This is a genomic window from Thermococcus sp. Bubb.Bath (assembly GCF_012027595.1).
Taxonomy (GTDB): Archaea; Methanobacteriota_B; Thermococci; order Thermococcales; family Thermococcaceae; genus Thermococcus.
On record NZ_SNUR01000004.1, the window covers coordinates 37,516 to 56,053 of the forward strand.

Here is an 18,538-nt window from a genome sequence, read left to right on the forward strand (position 1 = left end):
AGAAAATCAGCCCTCCGTGAGGAGGTACTTGGCTATCTCAGCGTACGCTGGCCTGGTAACGAGTATTCCGATGAGGACACCGAGTATGGTGGTCACCGCGAATCCCTTGAGGGTGCCCACAAAGTAAATGAGGAGGAAGCTCATTGCAACTATCGTGGTCGTCGCGGATGCAAAGATAACGAAGAACGCCCTGGCAATCCTCCTGAACGTGCTTCTCCTGGTGGCAGAACTGATTCCACCGAGGAGCTCGTCGGTTATGACGATCTGCTGGTCAACCCCCGTACCTATAGCGGCGATGATACCTGCGATACTCGGGAGGTCGAGATTCCAGTGGATCAGCGCGGCTATTCCAAGGATTATGGTGACCTCAAAGAGACTCGTGCTGGTTACTGGTATGGCTATCTTCCAGCGTCTGTAGTGGAGGTAAACTATGAGGAGGACGGCTATGAGCGCTCCCAGTCCAGCTATTCCAGCCTGTTTCTTGAAGTTCTGGCCAAGGGTCGGGGAGATGTACTGCTCGCTTATGACGTGGAGCTTAACGGCCAGGGAACCGCTCCTGAGAACGGCGTACATCATCTTGGCTTCCTGCAGGGCGGCCTCCTTTGTTGCTGCCCCACCGGTTATCTCAAGCTGGGCCTGGTTGCCCTCTGCGGGGTCAAAGGCAAGGGAGTAGGGACCGTAGAGGTGGAGTATCCTCCTGATAAACGAGGGATAACTCTCGCCGTTCTGGGGGGTGTAATACGAGACGGCTATCTTGAGGTTCCCGTTCTTCACAATGCTGCTCACGTTGCTGTAGAGGTTCTTGGGAACATCGGCAAGGATTATGGCGGTCTTGTTGAGGGCAGTGGCGTTGTTAACTATCTCCTCAGGAGTCTGGTTGGTGTATGGAACAACGGTTATGTTGAGGCCCTTTTCAATCCTCTCAAGGAGGGTCGGGGCCTGGGCACCCGCCTGACCATTGAAAGCCTGGACGTCCTGAAGCTCCTGGTAGACCTGATGGGAAACCACCATGAGGGAGTTAACAGGTGGGTCAAGGAAGATGTCAACCGGCCACCCGACCTTGTGAGCTGCAATCTTCTTAAATTTGTTCTGAGCCTTGTCTGAGAGCTGGAATCCAACGCGCCATGCAGTCGGACCCTTCTGGAGGTCCAAACCATACTGGCCGGAGGGAACGGTGACGTCCGAACCAGTCGCGAAGACAGTTCCATCGAACTCAAGGTAGAGAACACCCTGGCTCTCTATTATGTCCTTGATCTGCTTCGCCTCCTCAAGGGTGACGTTGGCGACCTTTATGACGAAGAGTGTCTCACCGGTTTCTGACTCATGCTGGGCCTCTATCGAGATGTCCTTGATACCGAAGGTGTTTATCCTGTTCTGCAGGGAGGTGATTATCCCGTTGACGGTGTCGCCGCTAACCGGGTGGTCGGGCTTCGCAATCAACGCGACACCGCCGCCTATGTCAATACCGTAAGTGAGTCCGTAGGCCGCTATTGAAGCCAGAGAGCCGACGAGGAACAGGATAAGCAGGAGCACCCTCCAGTTGAGGAGGAGCTTCTTGAGGCTCTTTCTGCGTCTCGCCATCACTTACCCCTCCTGAGCTTTATGTTGAAGTGGAGCGGGCTTGAGATGTACCACCTAAGCACACCCGCATTTAGTACCCACGTGTTCATGAAGTCCGCGAGGAGACCGAATATGAGGACTATGGTGATGTTGTCTATGACTTCAGAGGTTGAGACAAGCCATAGGACGAAGAGAGCTCCAAGGGTGGTCGTGCTCATAGTGAAACCAGTGGAGACCGCGGACAGGTAGGCATCCTCAACGGTGTCCTCCTTCCTCTTGAGGAGCCTCGTTGTCAGGAGGATGTTGCTGTCGACGGTGTAACCTATGAGCATAAGCAGAGCGGCTATGGTGGCGGTGGTCAGGTTGATTCCGAGGAGTCCCATCGTGGCGAGCGCTATTACCATGTCCGAAAAGGCCGAGAAGATGATGGTTCCCGAAGGCACGAGATCCCTGAAGAACAGGAACACAACGACGGCCATTCCAAGGAACGCGTAAATGATGGCCTTTATTCCCTGCTTCTGGGCTATCCTACCGAACGTCGGATCAACTGTCATCGGGGTGATCTCCGCGTTGGGGTACTTCTCCTTCAGGGCGGACACTATAGCATCCGAATTTGAGCCCGCTGGGGCGTAGAGCCTTATTCCTGCGGTACCGCTAAGGTACTTGAAGCTCTCGGCATGGACCGAGATTCCAGTTTTCTGATGGACGTACGAAGCCACATAACCCGGATTAGCATTGAGGTTGTAAATGGTAATAACCACTCCACCCTTGAGGTCTATTCCCTTCTCCGGCGGGTGAACCGCCAGAACGAGGGCCGCTATCAGAAAGACTATCAGCGGGTAGAGTATCATCTTCTTGGGTTCCATTTTAACAAGGAAGGAGAGCCGCCTCCGTTTTTCATTGAGGAACCTCTCCCCACTTGAGAGGCCTTCCTTTTCACGAACCTTCTTCTTTGAGGCCATAGTAACACCCCTCGAAATTTTTAGATTTTTTAAACAGCACTGGGAACACTCGGATTGAATTCCCTCTACTCATAATGAAGAGCCGCAGTTTTAAAATTAGTGGTTCCCAGATTAAAAAGATGAAAGACCATTTTGAGAAATAGAGGAACAAACACAGATAAAATACCTTTCTTCCAGTATCCATCCCCATAAACATAGAACGGCAAGTATATAACCGCTCGTTAAATTCTCAAACCCAGAAAAGCCGATAAAAACCGAAAAGGCCAGATAATCTCCCGTCGATTTTGGCATAACTTTAAAAAGGAAAGCCCACAGTAGGAAGACAGGTGAGGGCCATGAGTGAGGTAGGAACAATAGGGTTTCACTACGTGGTTGAGGCTGCAGGTTGCGATCCCGAGATACTCAGTGACGCTAACAAGCTCAGGGAGATATTCCTTGAGGCCGCGAGGATAGGCAAGATGGAGGTTAAGATGACCCACTTCTTCAAGTTCTCCCCAACGGGCGTCAGCGGGATGGTCGTCGTTGCCGAGAGCCACCTCTCGATACACACCTGGCCAGAGAACGGGTACGCGGCAATAGACGTCTACACATGCGGCACGAAGGCAGACCCGGAGGCCGCCACCGACTACATCCTCGACAAAATCGGTGCCAAGTACGCTCACGTCTCAGAGATAAAGAGGGGCATCTACGAGGACGACGACACCTACACCCACATGATCATGACCTGGGAAGAAGCCCTAGACAGAACAAACGGAAAGGGCTAAGAAGCTCATAACAGCTTCTCTATCTCTTTTACCCTCTCTAGAGCGTCGTTGAGGGCTTTTCTGATGTTTTCCATCTTTGCCTTAAGCTGGTGGTTCTCCTCTTCAAGGGTTCTGACTTTCTCCTCCATCTCTCTGACATTACTTTCAAGCTCCTCCTTCTCCCGCTTGAGCTTCTCGTACTCCCCCAGGGCAACCACCTGGCCGCCCCTAGCCAGAACCTCGATGTTCCTGACGAGCTCGTCGAGCTTGCCCCCCTTTATGAGCTCGTAGGTCTCCCTGACGAGCTGGCCGGCTTTTGTCTCGCCCTTAAGGTGCTTCCTTATCGTCCCCTCGGTTCTGCCAAGCTCTTCAGCCATCTCACCAACCGTCATCCCTGCCTTCTCCCTGGCTATTGCACCGGCTGCCACCGCAAGGCTGTCAACCCAGGTTAACCTCTCCGCCGGGTCCTTTATCAGCTCTATGACCTCCGGCCTGAAGAGGGTCGCGAAGAGCAGAATGCTCTCAAGCCTGTGTATCTCCTCCCTTCCAATCGGGTTCAGTGGAACCTCCACCATCTTATCACCCCCTTTCGGTTTTTACATTTCACTCAATCTCAACAACGGCCTTCCTCTTGAGGACTTTGTCAGGATAGACGATTATTCCCCTGTCAGTAATGTCAAAGGGGTGTCTCTTCATGCTGTGGCTCGTTCCGCGCATCTTCCAGACAATGAGAGAGCGCTTTAGTTCACCGTCGATCTCGTCGAGGTCGAGGCGGATTATGCCGTCAACGCCGTGCTCAACGCCTGGCCCTCCAAAGCCCCTCTCACCGACGCTTATCTGGCTGACGAAGATGCTGGTAACCCCAAGACCGGCTAAGACCCTCTTGAGCTGCATCACGATGCCCCTCGCCATCGCCGGCTTGTTGATGTAGAGGGTCGTAACGGAGTCTATGACCACACGCTTGGCATTTATGTCCCTAATCGCAGTCCGGAGGACGTCTATGAACTCCCTAATGTCCGTCAGGTCGTGGACGATGTACTTCTCGTACTCCTTGCTCTTTCCGATTCCCGCGGTGAAGGCGTCGACCATCGCGAAGAGGCCCTCTTCTTCATATTTCTTAACGTCCCAGCCGAACTGGGCCATGTTCCCCCTGACCTGGACCGGGTGCTCCTCTAAAGCTACGTAGATTCCTGGCTCGCCCATCCCAAGGCCGTTCCAGATAAACTGCTGTGAGAAGATTGATTTTCCAGTTCCGGGTCCACCGCTGAGAAGGACGACGTTCCTCTCAGGTATTCCCCCGTGGAGTATCTCGTCCATCCCCGGAATGCCCGTCTTCACCATCCGGGTCATCGTGACCACCCCCTTAAACTAACCTTTGGTTATCATTATGTTCCTGCGCGGGAGGGCTTAAAAAGATTACGTTTGGTAAGAAAAGTCAGCAGACCCTACTCCGACGCAAAGCTTATATGTACAACCCCCCTTAACTAGTTAGGGGGAGTTGTGCATGGTGGAGAATTACTTCAACGTCCATCCGAGGATGGACACGAAGGAACTTTTTGGGAGGGAAGCCGAGACCAAGGGGCTTATGGACGTTTTAAAGGCCTCGGGCTGGAGTGCGGTACTTGGGCCAAGAATGGCCGGAAAAACAAGCCTCTCAATAGCCACTGCAGTTAAATATGCAGAAGAAGAAAAAACCGTGGTTATTTACATCAACCTGTCCACGGCTCGAAGTTTTAGGGATATGACATCTCGCCTTGTTTCTGCTGTTTCAAGGATGAACGAGAAAGGCCATATAAATGGTGCAGAGTTTCGGCTGTTCGTTCCCACGGGAATAGTGGGTGCAGGTCTCGACTTAAAATTCAAAAAACCCGACAAGAACCGTGTGAGCCAAAGGTTTGAGGAAGTCATATCGATTCTTCCGGAGAAGAGTGTTGTAATCCTTGATGAGGTACAGGAAGTTCAGGGACGCTTAGACAGGATGACGCGTGCTCTCTGGGCAGTTTTCAATGAAAGGCCAGATGTCAGGTTTATATTCACCGGTTCTTATTCAGGGCTTGTGAAGAAAGTAGTCGAGGCACATTACGAGGAACCCATGTTCGGAAGGGCTCCGATACAGATCAAGGTTCTTCCCTGGCCGAGGAGAACGGCGGAAGATTTCCTTATGGTGGGACTAAAGAAGTGCGGGGTTAATTACTCCCTCACTGAAGTGGGAAGTACTGTTGAAATTCTCGGAACCCTTCCGGGATGGCTCAATGAGTACGGGTTCAGACGCTGTCTTGGGGAAACCCATGAAGAGGCCCTCTCTCTTGTTAGGGATTCCGCGATCACAAGGGCAAGAAAAGAGCTTGAAAACCTGATAAAAATGAGGGATCCAAAGGCGAGGGAAGTCCTCCGTACCATTTCAGTAGCCCCTCGATCTTGGGGAGAACTTCTGAGAATAGGCCTCAGCAAGCCATCTCTGGACTCGCTATTGGACACATTAACCGAGGGACTGTTTATCCTGAAGAAAGAGCATATCGGCTACAGAACTGTGTACTCTTTCATAAATCCTGTTTACAGGGAGGCGGCAAAACTTCTCTAGCGCTTCCTCCTGATGAACTCACCGATGTCGGTCACGTTCAGAATGAACTTGTTCCTGCTCCCAGGGTTTATCCTCCCTATTCCAAGGATTACCCCGTTTTCATCGTAGATTACGAGCTTCTTGGTGCCCTGCCAGTTATAAGAGCGCACGCCGCTCTTCGGCACGTCTTTTCCGGTCGTGAAGAGGAAGCCGGCCTTTGGCGTTAGAACCACGTAGTTCTTCCGGACATCAACGAAGTAGAAGAACTCGACGTTGGGATAGAACTTCTCGACGAGGTTTTTGTCCACCTTTATCGTGCCGACGAAGGTTCCATATGAGTAGGGCTTGAGCTTCAAGTTTTCTATCTCAGCCCAGACCCTCTCGTTGACGGCGTAGACGTCCCGGAACTTTCCTTCCACTACCGCGAAGGTGTGGTGCTTTAGCTCGCCGTACTTTTCAGCCTCGCGGAGGATGAGGTCGTACTCCCATGAGGAGGCGCGCCGGTAGCGGAGTTCATCCATTTCCCTCACCATCGAGCCTCTCAATCAGCTCGGCAAACCCCGCCATGTCTGTCCTCTCGAACTCCCTCTCAAACTCCAGGCCGAGTTCAGCTATCTCCCCCGGCGTTATCGTCGTTTCCGGCTCCTCGGCGTTTATCCCCGGACAGCTCTCGTCATAGTAGAGCCAGAGCTTTTGCCCCCTGTATTCAAAGGGCATCTCCCCACCAATGCCAAGAGGTTTTCTGGAGACCATGAAAGGATAGATGCGGCAGATTATCGGATTAACATCGTGGATGGTGCACTTTCCGGTCTCCGGGTCGTGGAAGACGCACCCCAAATCCCACTCCCTCACCGCGAGGACGAAGCGGATTTTATCCCCTTCAACGGAGAATGTAACGAAGTCCTGGGGGTCTTTTCCGGTCTTCGCTATCCTCTCTATGTCCTTAAGAGTCAGGTAGATGTGCCTCCCCCTGCAGCAGTCGAGGCAGTAGAGGCATCTGAACGGAACCGGTTCGGTGAAGGGTTTGGGCTTGAAGCGCATCGGCTCACCTCACGTGTTCAAGTGGGCATCGAACTTTCCGTCGGGTTCGTAGTCAGCGTAGCCCCTGTCCAGCCTCTTGGCAACGTAGGGTCCGTTCTTCCGGTAGCCAAACTTCCTGTAGTAGTTCCTAACCCCAACTCCGCTTATGACAAGCATCTTCTTCACGTCGAACTCTTCACGGGCTATCCTCTCGGCCTCGGCCAGGAGCTCCCTTCCATAACCGCGATGCTGCCACTCGTACTTCGGCTTTCCGCCAATGGGCACGAGCGGACCGTAAACGTGGAGTTCCCTCACTATTGCAGACGGGCAGCAGTTTATCTCCTTTCTGTGCGCCTTTTCACTCGGAATCCTGAGGCGAATGAAGCCGATGAGAATGTCGTTCTTCGTGTCCTCGAAGCTCAGGAAAATCTCCTTTCCGCCGGCGGCATCGTAGTCCTCGCGGAGGAGTTCTATGTGCTCGATTTCCGGCTGGATTCCAAACTTCTCCATCATGTGGCCAACTTCCCTAAACCTAATCTCCCTCGGCCTGATTCCGCGCTTCACGAGCTCGTTGAAGACGAGCTGGCCGAGGTTTGAGTGCTTAACCCCCGCGACGATGAGCTTGGCGGGAATATCCCTCTGTATCCTCATGACGCGGACCCACTTGGGGAAGAGCTTGTAGGCCTCAACCAGAAGCTCAACGGCCTCCTCCGTCGTGTAGGGCCTGTATTTGCCGGCTTTGTACCAGGCGTAGAGCGGTGCATCGGCCGTAACGAGGGTCGGGTATATCTTTAACATGTCCGGCCTGTAACGGGAATCCTCGAAGATGGCCTGAAACGTGTAGAGGTCGCGTTCGAAGCTGCTTCCCGGCAGTCCGGGCATTATGTGGTAGTTTATCTTCAAACCAGCATCGCGCAGGAGCCGTGTCGCCTTGATTATCTCCTCGACGCCGTGGCCCCTCTTAGTCCTCTCGTGGATGAAGTTGAATACCGTCTGAACACCGAGTTCGACCCTCGTCGTCCCCAGTTTGAGCATTCTGTCTATCTGCCTCTCGAAGGCCCAGTCAGGGCGGGTCTCGATGGTTAGACCGACCATTCTCACCTTGGCCTTCTCGTTCTTCCTCTGCTCGTTTTCGAGGTAGTAGTAGGGCTTGCTGTGGGTTTTCTCCCATGCTCTCTTGAACTCGGGATCCTCCTCAAAAACAGACTTATCACGCTTCACTATGAGCCTCACGAGCTTGTCTTCGAGGTCGTCTATGTCTTTGAAGTAAGGAAAGTCGTTCATAGCCTTGAAGGCCTCTTTGACGAACCACTCCTGGTAATCGAGGTCAACCGCTGGAAAAGTCCCTCCCTGGATTATGACCTCCACCTTGTCCACATCGTGGCCGATATCGGTAAGCTGCTTCAGGCGGCGCATCATGATTATGTACGGGTGGTAGGCGCTCTGGACTGCCCTGAGCGCGGAGGGCTCCTTTCCGGTGTAACTCTGCGGCGAGCCGACGGAGGGGCCGCCGGGGCAGTATATACAGCGCCCGTGCGGGCAGGGAAAGGGCTTCGTCATCATGGCGACAACCGCTACTCCGCTGATGGTTCGGGTGGGCTTTTTCTTGAGGAGCTCCCTGAAGCGGTCACGCTCTTCCGCCGGAATGGCCTTCAGAATGTCGGAATTGCCAGGAATCTTTGAAAGGTGGTACTTGCGTGAAACAATGATTTTATACCTGTTAAGCTCCTCCCTCTCCTTAATCTCGCCGGAGAGGACTGCCCCCGCTATCTCCTCGACTGCTCTCCTGAAGTTCTCACCAGCTTTTGTCTCGCCCATACCAACACCTCTTGAGCCCAGTTATGGAGCGGTTTTAAAAGGGTTTGGAGGCAAAATTGGGAAAAGTTTATATTCACCTAGTGAATAATTCAGTTGGTGAATATAATGCGCTTCATCGATCGCGAGAAGGAGCTTGGGGTTTTGCATAAAGCGAGGGAAAGGAGCAGAAAAAAGCTCTATACACTGGCCATTTACGGCCTGAGGAGAGTAGGGAAAACTCGACTTTTGAGGGAATTCCTGGCCGAAGACGATTTATACTTCTTTGTTAACCGGGAGAAGGGAAGCACCGGGCTGTTAAGGGAGTATGAGAGCATTCTCCAGGAGAAGGGCGTGATAACGAAGAGGGAGAGAATAGAGAGCTGGGATGATTTTTTTGAGGTTCTCTTTGAGGGGTTTGAGGGGGCGGTTGCCTTTGACGAGTTCCAGGACTTCAGGTTTGTAGAGCCCTCTGTCTACCCGACCCTTCAGAGGCTCATCGATGAGAACGAAGAGAGAAGAAACATGCTTTTAATCTTCACCGGTTCAACGATTGGGGTGGTTGAAAAGCTATTCAGGGACTCGAAGGAACCCCTGTACGGAAGAATAAAGCGTGAGCTTCGTCTTAAGCCTCTGAAACTCTGGGGAAGCTATCAAATGGCCAGAGAGCTCGATATTGCAAAGCTGGACGATTTCTTTAAGGTTCACTCGGTATTCGGTGGCTTTCCCCGCTACTGGGTGGCCATTGAGGACGAAGGTCTGGAAGGGAGGAACGCGGAGGAAATCCTGAGGGAGCTGTTTTTTGATGAATACGCTCCCCTCGCCGAGGAAGTGCCCAAGATACTCTCTCTTGAATTCGGGAAGAGGTCCGGAGTTTACTACGACATCCTGGAGGCGATAGCCAAAGGGGCCACCTCGATAAGCGGAATAGCGGGCTACCTCAACAGGGACGAAACTTCCCTGACCAGACAGCTCCGGGAGCTCGTGCATTATTTCAGGCTTGTTGACTACGACAGGGCGGTTCTGGGGAAGAGGAGTGTTCTCTACATAAGCCACCCACTGGTGGCCTTCTGGTTCAGGTTCGTTCAGCCAAATCTTAGCATGTACGAGTTTGACAGGGAAAGGCTGTGGAAGCGGGTAAAAAATGGAATGGGGGACTATGTAGGTAAAAGGTTTGACTTCGCGTGCAGGGAGCTGCTTCTTCTTGAGGAACTGCCCTTCAAACCGGTCAGCATCGGAAGGCACTGGGGTTATTACCGGGAGAAAGGTGTTAGGAAGGTGTACGAAATAGACGTAGTGGCCCTTGACGAGAGCGGAAAACGGGCAATATTCGGGGAATGCAAATGGAGAAACCGAGCTCAGAACGGGCAAAAACTCGTGGAAGAACTCAAAAGGAAGGTGGAGCTGACGGGCTGGAAGGGGGAGGCCCACTATCTCCTGATTGGCAAGAGTTTCAAGAACGTCCCTGAGGGGGTTAAGGTTATAGACGAGGAAAGGATTAGGAAACTCCTGGAGGGATCGGAATGAACCGCGACGAACTCGTCTCGTTCCTGAATGAATACCTCAACGTCTCAGCCTACCCCGACAAATCCAGCAACGGCCTCCAGGTGGAGGGGAAGGAGGAGGTTGAACGCGTTGCCTTCACGGTGGATACGACTCTCAGGACGATAGAGCGCGCAGCTGAGGCCGGTGCCGACATGATGATAGTCCACCACGGCATGATATGGGGTGGGATAAACTACGTAACCGGGATACACTACAAACGCTTGAAAGCGCTGCTCTCTTCAGGGATTAACCTCTACGCGGCTCATCTTCCGCTCGATGCCCACCCAGAGGTCGGAAACAACGTTGAACTACTTAGGCTCCTGGGACTGGAGCCGAAAGGGCCTTTCGGTGAATACAGAGGACTCTCCATCGGATTCTGGGGAGAGTTCGAGGAGCCGCAACCGATAGAGAAAATCGCGGGGATAATCGCGGAGAAGCTCGATACAGCTGTGAAGACCTACGAGTTCGGGAAGAGGGAAATTAAAACCGTCGGGGCAATCAGTGGGGAGGGTGCCTTCGCTCTGGAAGAAGCCCGGAGGAAGGGAATCGACCTGCTCATAACCGGAGAGTTCGGCCACGCGGACTACCTAACGGCCATCGACCTGCCACAGAGCGTTCTGGTTGCCGGCCACTACAAGACCGAGACCCTTGGTGTTAGAGCCCTGATGCCGCTCCTCAGGGAGAAGTTCGGGCTGGATGTATTTTTCATCGACGAACCGACCGGGCTCTGACTTCCTTCGTTTTCACATTTTGCTTTTCCCTTGAGTTAAAGGATTCCCAAATGGGTCTATCAGGCCGGCGCGGATGAGGGATGAGCTGATCTTCGGCCCTATCCTGCTCCGTACGAGCTTTATCGTGATCACATCAAGCGGAGGTAGCCCCTTCTCTTCCCTCGCCCGGTTAACGATGATGGCCCCTTTGTACGTCTCTTCGCTGACGACGATGGCCTCAAGGTCTTTCAGCCTGTCGGCAAAGCCGATGGCGGTGTGTATCTTGATAACCCGGTAGTTCCTGAGGCCATTTACCTCGAAGAACTTGAGGAGATCCCGAAGGCGGAGCCCGTAGGGAAGTATTTTTTCGGCGTAGGGCTTATTCACAATCATCTCATCGGAGGTTAGGCCCACGTAGACGTACTCCCCAACTTCAAACGCCTTTCTGAGGAGGGCCTTGTGGCCGAGATGGAGCCTGTCAAACGTGCCACCCACTACAACCTTCCGGTACGGCTTCTGGCCCATTGACAACCCTCACAGGGGCTCGAATTCCCTCAGAAGGAGGGCCCTTTCACGCTCGTCTAACGCTTCCCCGTCCGCGAACACTACGAGAGTAGAGCCTGCCGATGTCACGTGATCCTTCAGGTTGATGAGGAACTTAAAGACCGATGTGAAATCACTATAGAGGAGGAGGTACTCAAGGCAGTCAATGACGACGAGGGAACCGGGCCTCTCCCTGACGAACCTTATGGCGTTGTCCTGAATTACATGAAGCGCCGTTGGGGAGATCCCCTTGTCAGTGACCTGGGTTATCCAAACCGGCACCACAAAATCGCCAAGTTCGGAGTAAAAATTCGGGTTTCGGGTGAAAACAATGGTCGGGCGCTGAAAGGATTTTATGACGTTGAGCACCTCGAACATCTTCCCGCGGGAGCCCATTATTAAATAGGCTCCTGTAAGGGCATCCTTTTTATCCTGGGGGGAAGGTTGGGATGGAGAAGTGGACGCCAGCGGGATGTATGAGTTCTCAAGTCGAATCACATACACTACCATCGTATAGATAACGCCAACTATCGAGACACCGTAAAAAAATACGTATAGGTAGCCTGCGTAAGGAACCTGGACAAAATCCGCAATGAGATCAACGGTCCTACCCGCAACACCAAAAGCCAAGAAGACAACTGCACTCCTTATGAACGGCTTGAGCTCAGCGGTGTAGCGGTTCCACCGCTTGGCGAAGAAGTACCATACGTAGAGGAGGGCAATCAGGAGGGTTACATCGTATACCAGCTGATACGTCGGAACCAGCAATTCCATAGTTCAACACCATCTGAGCCATTTAATTCTCGACGGCCCGTTAGCACGTCATCACGTGTTACTTAAACCTTTCGTCAAAACTAAAGGTTACCAAGTTACCTCGACCTCATCCGTGCGGAACTTCTGTCTGACTACGGTGTCTTCAATTTTAAACCTTATGCCGCCGCGGTACATTCTCAAACCTGTGTAAGCTATCATCGCACCGTTGTCTCGGCACAGATTGTAAGGTGGGACGAAGAACTCTATTCCTCTGTCCTCGGTCATTATCCTGAGCATCTCGCGGAGGCGGTTGTTAGCCGCGACCCCTCCCACCAGGACGACCTCTTCCTTTCCAGTATGAGCTACTGCCCTCTCCGTGACCTCTACAAGGGCAGAAAAGGCCGTCTCCTGGAAGGAGTAGGCCAGATCCTCGATACGGTATTTACCGGTCCGGTACTTTCTGACGGCCTCCGTGAGGACTCCCGAGAAGCTCAAGTCCATTCCTTTAACAGCGTACGGAAGCTCGATGTATCTCTCCCCGTTCCGGGCGAGCTTCTCTATCTTCGGTCCGCCGGGGAAGCCTATCCCAAGTTCCCTCGCGAAGGTGTCTATAGCGTTCCCAATGCCTATGTCCAGTGTCTCACCGAAGACGCGGTAGCGGCCGCCTTCTAAAGCCAGAACCTGCGTGTTGCCGCCGCTCACATAGAGGCCGACCGGATCCTTAACCCCGAACATCTTGGTAATCTCGACGTGCGCGATACAGTGGTTTACCCCAACTATGGGTTTGTTGTACTTTATCGCCAGCGCCCTCGCGGCGGTGGCCACGACCCTCAAACACGGGCCCAATCCCGGCCCCTGGGAGAAGGCTATGACGTCAACGTCCTCCATGGTTATTCCCGCAGTTTCAAGAGCCTTCCTAAGGAGGAGCTTGAGGAGGCTAGCGTGGTGCTCTGCGGCCTCCTTTGGATGGATACCACCTTTTTCGGTCGTTAGGGTGTCGAATACGTTGGCAAGGACTTTTTTCTCCGTCACGATGCCAATGCCAAGAGTATGGGCTGTTCCCTCGATGCCGAGAGCTATCATGTTGGAGGCCTCATAAAAAGGTGTTAAAAAAGTTATTGGGTGGGCCCATGAGAATGCAGTCACATACCTGAAACCGAGAGAACTGCAGGTTTTTAAGGCCAACCCACCAGGGTTTGAAGGTATGAAAGCCATTGGAGTTATCAGGACTTCAAGACGGGAACGCCTCAGCAAGGACGAATTCGAGGAGCTCCTCAGAAGTGCGGGTTACGACGTCCCCACAATACTTAAGCAGAACAGGGGAGAGCATCCACGCTACAACATCGGGCCGGGAAAGCTGAAGGAGCTCAAGGCTCTAGTGGAGGAGCTGAAGCCGGATAAGATCATCTTCGCTAACAGGCTTACCCCAAGTCAGGCCTACAACCTCTGGAAGGGGCTGAATGTCGAGGTGATGGACCGCTGGCAGCTCGTCCTTGAAATCTTTGAGAAGAGGGCCCACTCCAAGGAGGCTAAACTCCAAGTGGAGCTGGCATCACTCCAGTATGAGGTTCCACTCGTTAAGGAAGCGATAAGGAGGATAAAACTCGGTGATAGGGCAGGATTTAAGGGTATGGGCGAGTACCAGACCCAGCAGTACCTCAAGCACATCCGATACAGGATGGGGAAGATAAGAAAGGAGCTGGACAGGGTTAGAGCCGATAGAGAGGTCAAAAGGAAGAGAAGGGAAGAGCTGGGGTTTATCCTCATAGCTCTAGCTGGCTACACGAACGCGGGGAAGAGCACGCTCCTCAACACCCTCTCCGGGGAGGACGTTGAGGCAAGGCAGCAGATGTTCACAACCCTCGACACCACCACCCGGAGGTTTCAGCTCGGCGGAAAGAGGGTTCTCGTTACCGATACCGTCGGCTTCATCGACAACCTGCCGCCGTTCATCGTTGAAGCGTTTCATTCAACCCTGGAGGAGATAGTGAAGGCGGACATTCTCCTACTAGTCCTCGACGCAAGTGAGGCATGGAGTGAGATAAGGAGAAAGCTCCTGGCATCCCTCCGGGTTCTCAGGGAGCTAAAAACCCTCGACAAGCCGATGGTCGTTGCCCTCAATAAGATAGACGTGGTGAGCAGCGGACATTCTTTTGAAGTAAAGCGCCTGACCGAGGAGTTGCTCGAAGAGAGGGTTCCTGGTGCCAGGGTGGTGTGGATCTCGGCCAAAAAGAAAACCCTAGATGAACTCTACAGGGTCCTTGAGGAGATAATCCCAGGACTACCAAAGTACAGGCCCTTCAGGATACGGATATCACCTGGGGGAAACGTCCCAAAGGTTCTTTCGGTATTATCAGAGATAGGAGAGGTTTTGAAGGTTTCATACGGCGAGGAGACCGTGGTGGAGGCGCTCATCCAGGTGGGAATGATAAAAGAGCTGACAGGACTAGGAGTAAAGATAGAGCACTTAAACGAGGCCAGCAAGGCTGAAGAGTCTGAAAACAACGAGTGATATCGGGATCGCTATCGTCAGGATCGCCACCCAGCCGAAGAGGATGTCCTTGATGACCTTTCTGTCAATGCCCTCGCCTGTGATTATTCCAGCTCCAACAACTCCTCCAACTATAGTCTGGCTTGAGCTAACGGGAAGACCAAGGATGTTGGCCAAGCTGACGGGGATGGCAGAGCCGAACTGGGCGGAGAATGCCGAAATAGGGCCCAGGGCGGTTATCTTACTCTCGACGGTGTGCATGACGGCGTAGCTGAAGGTGAGGGAACCCATGGCCAAGCTAAGTGCCACGAGAATTCCGGCAGCCCTCGGTTCCAGGAATCCGGCACCAACTGTAGGGCCGGAGGCGTTTGCAACTTCGTTCGTCCCGAAGTTAACGGCCATGTAGGAGCCTCCGAGAATGGCCAGGGCCTTGTATAGTGCCTCGATCGTGGACACGCTCTTCATGAAGAGACTACTTTTCCGTAGAACTTGTAGAGAATCGCCACGAGGATTCCGGAAAGGATTGGAGAGACAACCCAAGCCGCAGCTATCTTAAGCATTGTGAACCAGTTGACGGGGCACCTATGCTGAGCCCAACGCCGACGACCCCTCCAATAATGGCCCGAGTCGTGGAGACGGGAAGCCCCTGATAGTAGCGAGGAAGAGAAGAACCACAAAAAAGCCGTGGAGTTCCTTGAGTCCAAAGCCGTTTCCGGGGTGAGGTTCGTAATCGGGCGCCCAGTTCTGATGGAGTTTCTCAACGGGACATCAAAGAGAGCCGGAAAAAAGGTCGCACTCGAACTCAAGAGGCCGATAGAGGCGATTAGGTTCGTAATAATTGAAAAAGAGACCGAGGAAGACTGGGAAAGGGCGTGGGAGATATTTGAAAGGTTTGACGACCACGACGGGATGGACGTTACAGACTGCCTAAGCTTCGCCATCATGGAGAGGCCCGGCATAAGGGAGACCTTCACCTTCAACGGGGATATTATCGCAGTTGGTTACAAGATAAAACTTAGGCTTTAGAGATGTCTGATTTCTCTTCCCTACAGATGACCAACAGACCTCACCTCAAAAGATATTTATACACCACCTCCAAGTCCGGCACATGAGGCTCTTACTCACAACCTCTCAGGGGATCGAGGACATCACCGGAAGAGAAGCCGCATCGCTTATGGAAAAGCTTGGAGTTCCGTTTCGAGTGGAAGAGAAGCCCTTAGGCGTTGAGGGGAGACTGCTCCTTGAGGCGGGTGAAGCTTACTACACCGACGAAAAGGGCAGAAAGAGGGAGCTTAGCATAGCAACTTACCTCAACGAGAACTCAAGGCTCCTCCACAGGGTTATTCTGGAGATAGCGAGCGAAAAGTTTGGGGGCATTGGGGAGGAAGAGCCTGAAACTGCCCTAAAGAGAATAAAGGAGTTCGTCTCGTCCCTTCCTGTTGAGCGCTTCGTGAAAGTGAGTGAGAGCTTTGCCGTCAGGCCCTTCAGGAAGGGCGAGCACAGGATAACGAGTCTGGATATTTCGAGAAAAGTTGGTGAAGCAATCTTTGAGAGGCTTTCGCGCTTTGGGAGTCCGAAAGTGAACCTCGACCATCCAGCAGTCATCTTCCGCGCCGAACTCGTTGGGGATGCCCTCTTCCTCGGGATAGACACGACCGGCGATTCCTCTCTTCATAAGAGGCCCTGGAGGGTCTACGACCACCCGGCACACCTAAAGGCAAGCATAGCCAACGCGCTCATAGAGCTGGCCAAACCTGATGGCGGGCCTTTTATAGACCCATTCTGCGGGAGCGGGACGATACTCATCGAACTTGCCCTCAGAGGCTACGAGGGGAGGATAATTGGCGTCGAGAAGTACAGGAAGCACATAATCGGGGCAAAAATGAACGCCCTGGCCGCTGGGGTGCTGGATAGGATAGAGTTCATTCAGGGCGACGCCACGAAGCTTTCCCAGTACGTCGGGAGCGTTGATTTTGCAGTCAGCAACCTTCCCTACGGCCTAAAGATCGGGCGGAAGAGCATGATACCGGGGCTTTACATGGACTTCTTCGGCGAGCTCGCCAAAGTCCTCGAAAAGCGTGGAGTGTTCATAACGACTGAAAAGAGGGCGATAGAGAAGGCCATGGCTGAGAACGGCTTCAAAATCGTTCACCACCGCCTCATTGGGCATGGCGGACTAATGGTTCACACCTATGTTGTGGAATAGAGAACAAGTGTCCATCTGGGTATGTTTTATTGCAGCAATATTTATATTTTCCAACCATCCTTCTGATAACCATAATATTTATATTTTCTGACCTTCTTTTAAACACCGGTGAACTCCATGAAGAGAGTTATCTCGGTGTTTATCGTCCTGCTGCTGGGGCTCTCCCTGGCGGCAAGTGGCTGTATATCCGGAGGAAACAGCTCGGGTACGAGCTCGAGCCACTCGACTAGTGGCGGGGGAACAAGCAGCCAAAAGCAGGTAGAGCTCTCCGTAATGGTTCCACAGGGGGATCCCACCCTCCAGCCATTCATTCAAACTGTTGCAAATGATTTCATGGCTAAACATCCTAACGTTAAGATCACGTTGCAGCCCGTCCCCTTTAGCCAGATGGTAACTACCGCTTTGGCCGCCCTCAAGAATAAGAACCCGTCGCCCAGTATCATAATCTTCTATCCTTCACAGGCTTCATCACTAGGCCCATGGCTGCTGGATCTGAGGAAATATTTTGACAATGGTCTGTTCAACAAGAGCGATATTCCTGAGTCATCGATGCTTCCGGTGTATCTACTGGACAAGAATGGCAACGTTCAGAAGATCTTCGGTGTCCCGTTCCAGCAGGTTTTCGGCTACGTGCTAATATACCGGAAGAGCATTTTCAACAATAAGACCTTGCAAGAAGAGTTCCAGCAGAAGTACGGGTTCCCCTTCGACCCGAAGGAATGGTCATCATGGGATCAGCTGATTGCAGCGGCGAGCTTCATACAATCCAAGCATCTCACAAAGTGGGCCCTGCTGTTCCCCGATGGTCTAGAACAGTCCATATTCAACACTTACACCGGGATCTTCTACACTTACGCCCTGAGCATGAATGACAGTTGCCCGGACATTCCGATCAAAGATGGGAAGATACCCACACATGGGTACTGGCTATATGTGAAGGAAGAGAACGGTACGATCGTCCCCACCTTTGATTGTCCCTCGGCTATCGAGGCATTGAAGGAGTATAAGAAGCTGATACAGTTTGAGCCGCCGATTGATGAACAAGCGATGGAGTACAGTCAGATCAGGGACCTCTTCAGGACTGGAGACTACGCCATGGTCGCAGCTTGGACTAGCTTCATACCAGTTTACAATGGCACCGGCTCGAAGGTCGCAGGTGATATCGATGTGGCACCCCTGCCCGGTGGCAAGAACCCCTGGGGCACAAGCCAGGCGCCGACGTTTATAGGTATAAACCCGTATGCCCCTGACGTTAAAATGGCCGCTGAGTTCATAGCATTCCTGCTACAGCCGAGTGAGATGAAGAAGGGTGCAGAACAGGTGGGATTCATACCGGCAACATTCTCAGGCCTTAGGGAGGCTTCAAAAGTACCTAAAACTGCCTGGGTGAAACAATTCATGCCCCTATTGGAGAAGTCCGCTATAACCAATATTCAGAGGCTTACGCTGCAGAATAGGATCCTAAACTTCTTCACCGGTCTGAAGCCAATATTCATCAACGAGGTCGCAAAGTACTTCAGAGGGCAACAGACAGCTGAGCAGGCGATGCACACTATTACCGAGCAATGGGAGAAGATAATGAAAGTGTCACCGAGTTGAGGAAACACTAAAGGGGAGAGGGGACCATGAAAAGGTTTAATAAGATTGATAA

General features: G+C 52.7%; 17 protein-coding genes and 2 pseudogenes. 8 read left to right on the plus strand and 11 right to left on the minus strand.

Annotation, left to right across the window (positions count from 1 at the left end; genetic code table 11):
- Positions 1-6: 6 nt before the first annotated feature.
- Both E3E29_RS08910 and E3E29_RS08915 read right to left on the minus strand, forming a co-directional pair.
- On the minus strand, positions 7-1,581 hold the full coding sequence (locus E3E29_RS08910) for a preprotein translocase subunit SecD (RefSeq protein ID WP_167910641.1): 1,575 nt from the start codon (positions 1,579-1,581) through the stop codon (positions 7-9).
- Positions 1,581-2,522 (minus strand): protein translocase subunit SecF, encoded by a 942-nt coding sequence (locus E3E29_RS08915; protein ID WP_167910642.1) that lies wholly within the window; start codon positions 2,520-2,522, stop codon positions 1,581-1,583. Before E3E29_RS08915 ends, E3E29_RS08910 begins: the two co-directional genes overlap by 1 nt.
- A gap of 335 nt (positions 2,523-2,857) precedes the next feature.
- On the opposite strand from E3E29_RS08915, the gene speD reads away from it, so the two are divergent.
- Complete coding sequence (gene speD / locus E3E29_RS08920) at positions 2,858-3,286, plus strand: adenosylmethionine decarboxylase (RefSeq protein ID WP_167910643.1); 429 nt, start codon at positions 2,858-2,860, stop codon at positions 3,284-3,286.
- Between the two features lie 5 nt (positions 3,287-3,291).
- Here the strand turns inward: speD and E3E29_RS08925 are convergent, their stop codons facing one another.
- Positions 3,292-3,837 (minus strand): hypothetical protein, encoded by a 546-nt coding sequence (locus E3E29_RS08925; RefSeq protein ID WP_167910773.1) that lies wholly within the window; start codon positions 3,835-3,837, stop codon positions 3,292-3,294.
- A 31-nt stretch (positions 3,838-3,868) separates the two neighbouring features.
- Complete coding sequence (locus tag E3E29_RS08930) at positions 3,869-4,615, minus strand: KaiC domain-containing protein (protein ID WP_167910644.1); 747 nt, start codon at positions 4,613-4,615, stop codon at positions 3,869-3,871.
- A 154-nt stretch (positions 4,616-4,769) separates the two neighbouring features.
- On the opposite strand from E3E29_RS08930, the gene E3E29_RS08935 reads away from it, so the two are divergent.
- Entirely contained in the window at positions 4,770-5,846 is a 1,077-nt protein-coding gene (locus E3E29_RS08935) for an ATP-binding protein (protein ID WP_167910645.1), read from the plus strand.
- Here E3E29_RS08935 and E3E29_RS08940 read toward each other — a convergent pair.
- From E3E29_RS08940 to E3E29_RS08950, 3 genes are read right to left on the minus strand one after another with little or no spacing between them, the layout of a single operon-like run.
- Positions 5,843-6,346 (minus strand): PUA domain-containing protein, encoded by a 504-nt coding sequence (locus E3E29_RS08940; RefSeq protein ID WP_167910774.1) that lies wholly within the window; start codon positions 6,344-6,346, stop codon positions 5,843-5,845. The genes E3E29_RS08935 and E3E29_RS08940 overlap by 4 nt on opposite strands.
- Positions 6,339-6,866 (minus strand): YkgJ family cysteine cluster protein, encoded by a 528-nt coding sequence (locus tag E3E29_RS08945; RefSeq protein ID WP_167910646.1) that lies wholly within the window; start codon positions 6,864-6,866, stop codon positions 6,339-6,341. The genes E3E29_RS08940 and E3E29_RS08945 overlap by 8 nt, the downstream gene beginning before the upstream one ends.
- A 9-nt stretch (positions 6,867-6,875) precedes the next feature.
- A complete protein-coding gene (locus E3E29_RS08950; RefSeq protein WP_167910647.1) occupies positions 6,876-8,663 on the minus strand; it encodes a tRNA uridine(34) 5-carboxymethylaminomethyl modification radical SAM/GNAT enzyme Elp3 in 1,788 nt (595 codons plus the stop codon).
- 105 nt (positions 8,664-8,768) lie between these two features.
- Between E3E29_RS08950 and E3E29_RS08955 the strand changes: the two genes are divergently transcribed.
- Together E3E29_RS08955 and E3E29_RS08960 are read left to right on the plus strand one after the other, a co-directional pair.
- On the plus strand, positions 8,769-10,166 hold the full coding sequence (locus E3E29_RS08955) for an ATP-binding protein (RefSeq protein WP_167910775.1): 1,398 nt from the start codon (positions 8,769-8,771) through the stop codon (positions 10,164-10,166).
- On the plus strand, positions 10,163-10,915 hold the full coding sequence (locus E3E29_RS08960; protein WP_167910648.1) for a Nif3-like dinuclear metal center hexameric protein: 753 nt from the start codon (positions 10,163-10,165) through the stop codon (positions 10,913-10,915). Before E3E29_RS08955 ends, E3E29_RS08960 begins: the two co-directional genes overlap by 4 nt.
- A gap of 12 nt (positions 10,916-10,927) precedes the next feature.
- Here E3E29_RS08960 and coaD read toward each other — a convergent pair whose 3' ends face one another.
- From coaD to E3E29_RS08975, 3 genes are all read right to left on the minus strand, one after another.
- On the minus strand, positions 10,928-11,419 hold the full coding sequence (coaD, locus tag E3E29_RS08965; RefSeq protein WP_167910649.1) for a phosphopantetheine adenylyltransferase: 492 nt from the start codon (positions 11,417-11,419) through the stop codon (positions 10,928-10,930).
- 9 nt (positions 11,420-11,428) lie between these two features.
- Complete coding sequence (locus tag E3E29_RS08970; RefSeq protein ID WP_167910650.1) at positions 11,429-12,211, minus strand: DUF835 domain-containing protein; 783 nt, start codon at positions 12,209-12,211, stop codon at positions 11,429-11,431.
- 87 nt (positions 12,212-12,298) lie between these two features.
- Positions 12,299-13,273 carry a bifunctional N(6)-L-threonylcarbamoyladenine synthase/serine/threonine protein kinase gene (locus E3E29_RS08975; RefSeq protein ID WP_167910651.1) on the minus strand — a complete coding sequence of 325 codons (975 nt, stop codon included), beginning with the start codon at positions 13,271-13,273 and terminating at the stop codon, positions 12,299-12,301.
- 121 nt (positions 13,274-13,394) lie between these two features.
- Between E3E29_RS08975 and hflX the strand changes: the two genes are divergently transcribed.
- Entirely contained in the window at positions 13,395-14,702 is a 1,308-nt protein-coding gene (gene hflX, locus E3E29_RS08980; protein ID WP_167910652.1) for a GTPase HflX, read from the plus strand.
- Here the strand turns inward: hflX and E3E29_RS08985 are convergent.
- A pseudogene (locus E3E29_RS08985) lies at positions 14,658-15,330 on the minus strand (inorganic phosphate transporter); the annotation flags it as partial. The gene hflX and the pseudogene E3E29_RS08985 overlap by 45 nt on opposite strands.
- Positions 15,331-15,350: 20 nt before the next feature.
- On the opposite strand from E3E29_RS08985, the pseudogene E3E29_RS08990 reads away from it, so the two are divergent.
- The 3 genes and pseudogenes from E3E29_RS08990 to E3E29_RS09000 all read left to right on the plus strand — a co-directional run.
- Positions 15,351-15,707, plus strand: a pseudogene (locus E3E29_RS08990) (PIN domain-containing protein); the annotation flags it as partial.
- Between the two features lie 82 nt (positions 15,708-15,789).
- Entirely contained in the window at positions 15,790-16,887 is a 1,098-nt protein-coding gene (trm14, locus tag E3E29_RS08995; RefSeq protein ID WP_167910654.1) for a tRNA (guanine(6)-N2)-methyltransferase, read from the plus strand.
- Positions 16,888-17,004: 117 nt separating this feature from the next.
- Positions 17,005-18,486 carry an ABC transporter substrate-binding protein gene (locus tag E3E29_RS09000; protein ID WP_167910655.1) on the plus strand — a complete coding sequence of 494 codons (1,482 nt, stop codon included), beginning with the start codon at positions 17,005-17,007 and terminating at the stop codon, positions 18,484-18,486.
- The last annotated feature ends 52 nt before the right edge of the window (positions 18,487-18,538 follow it).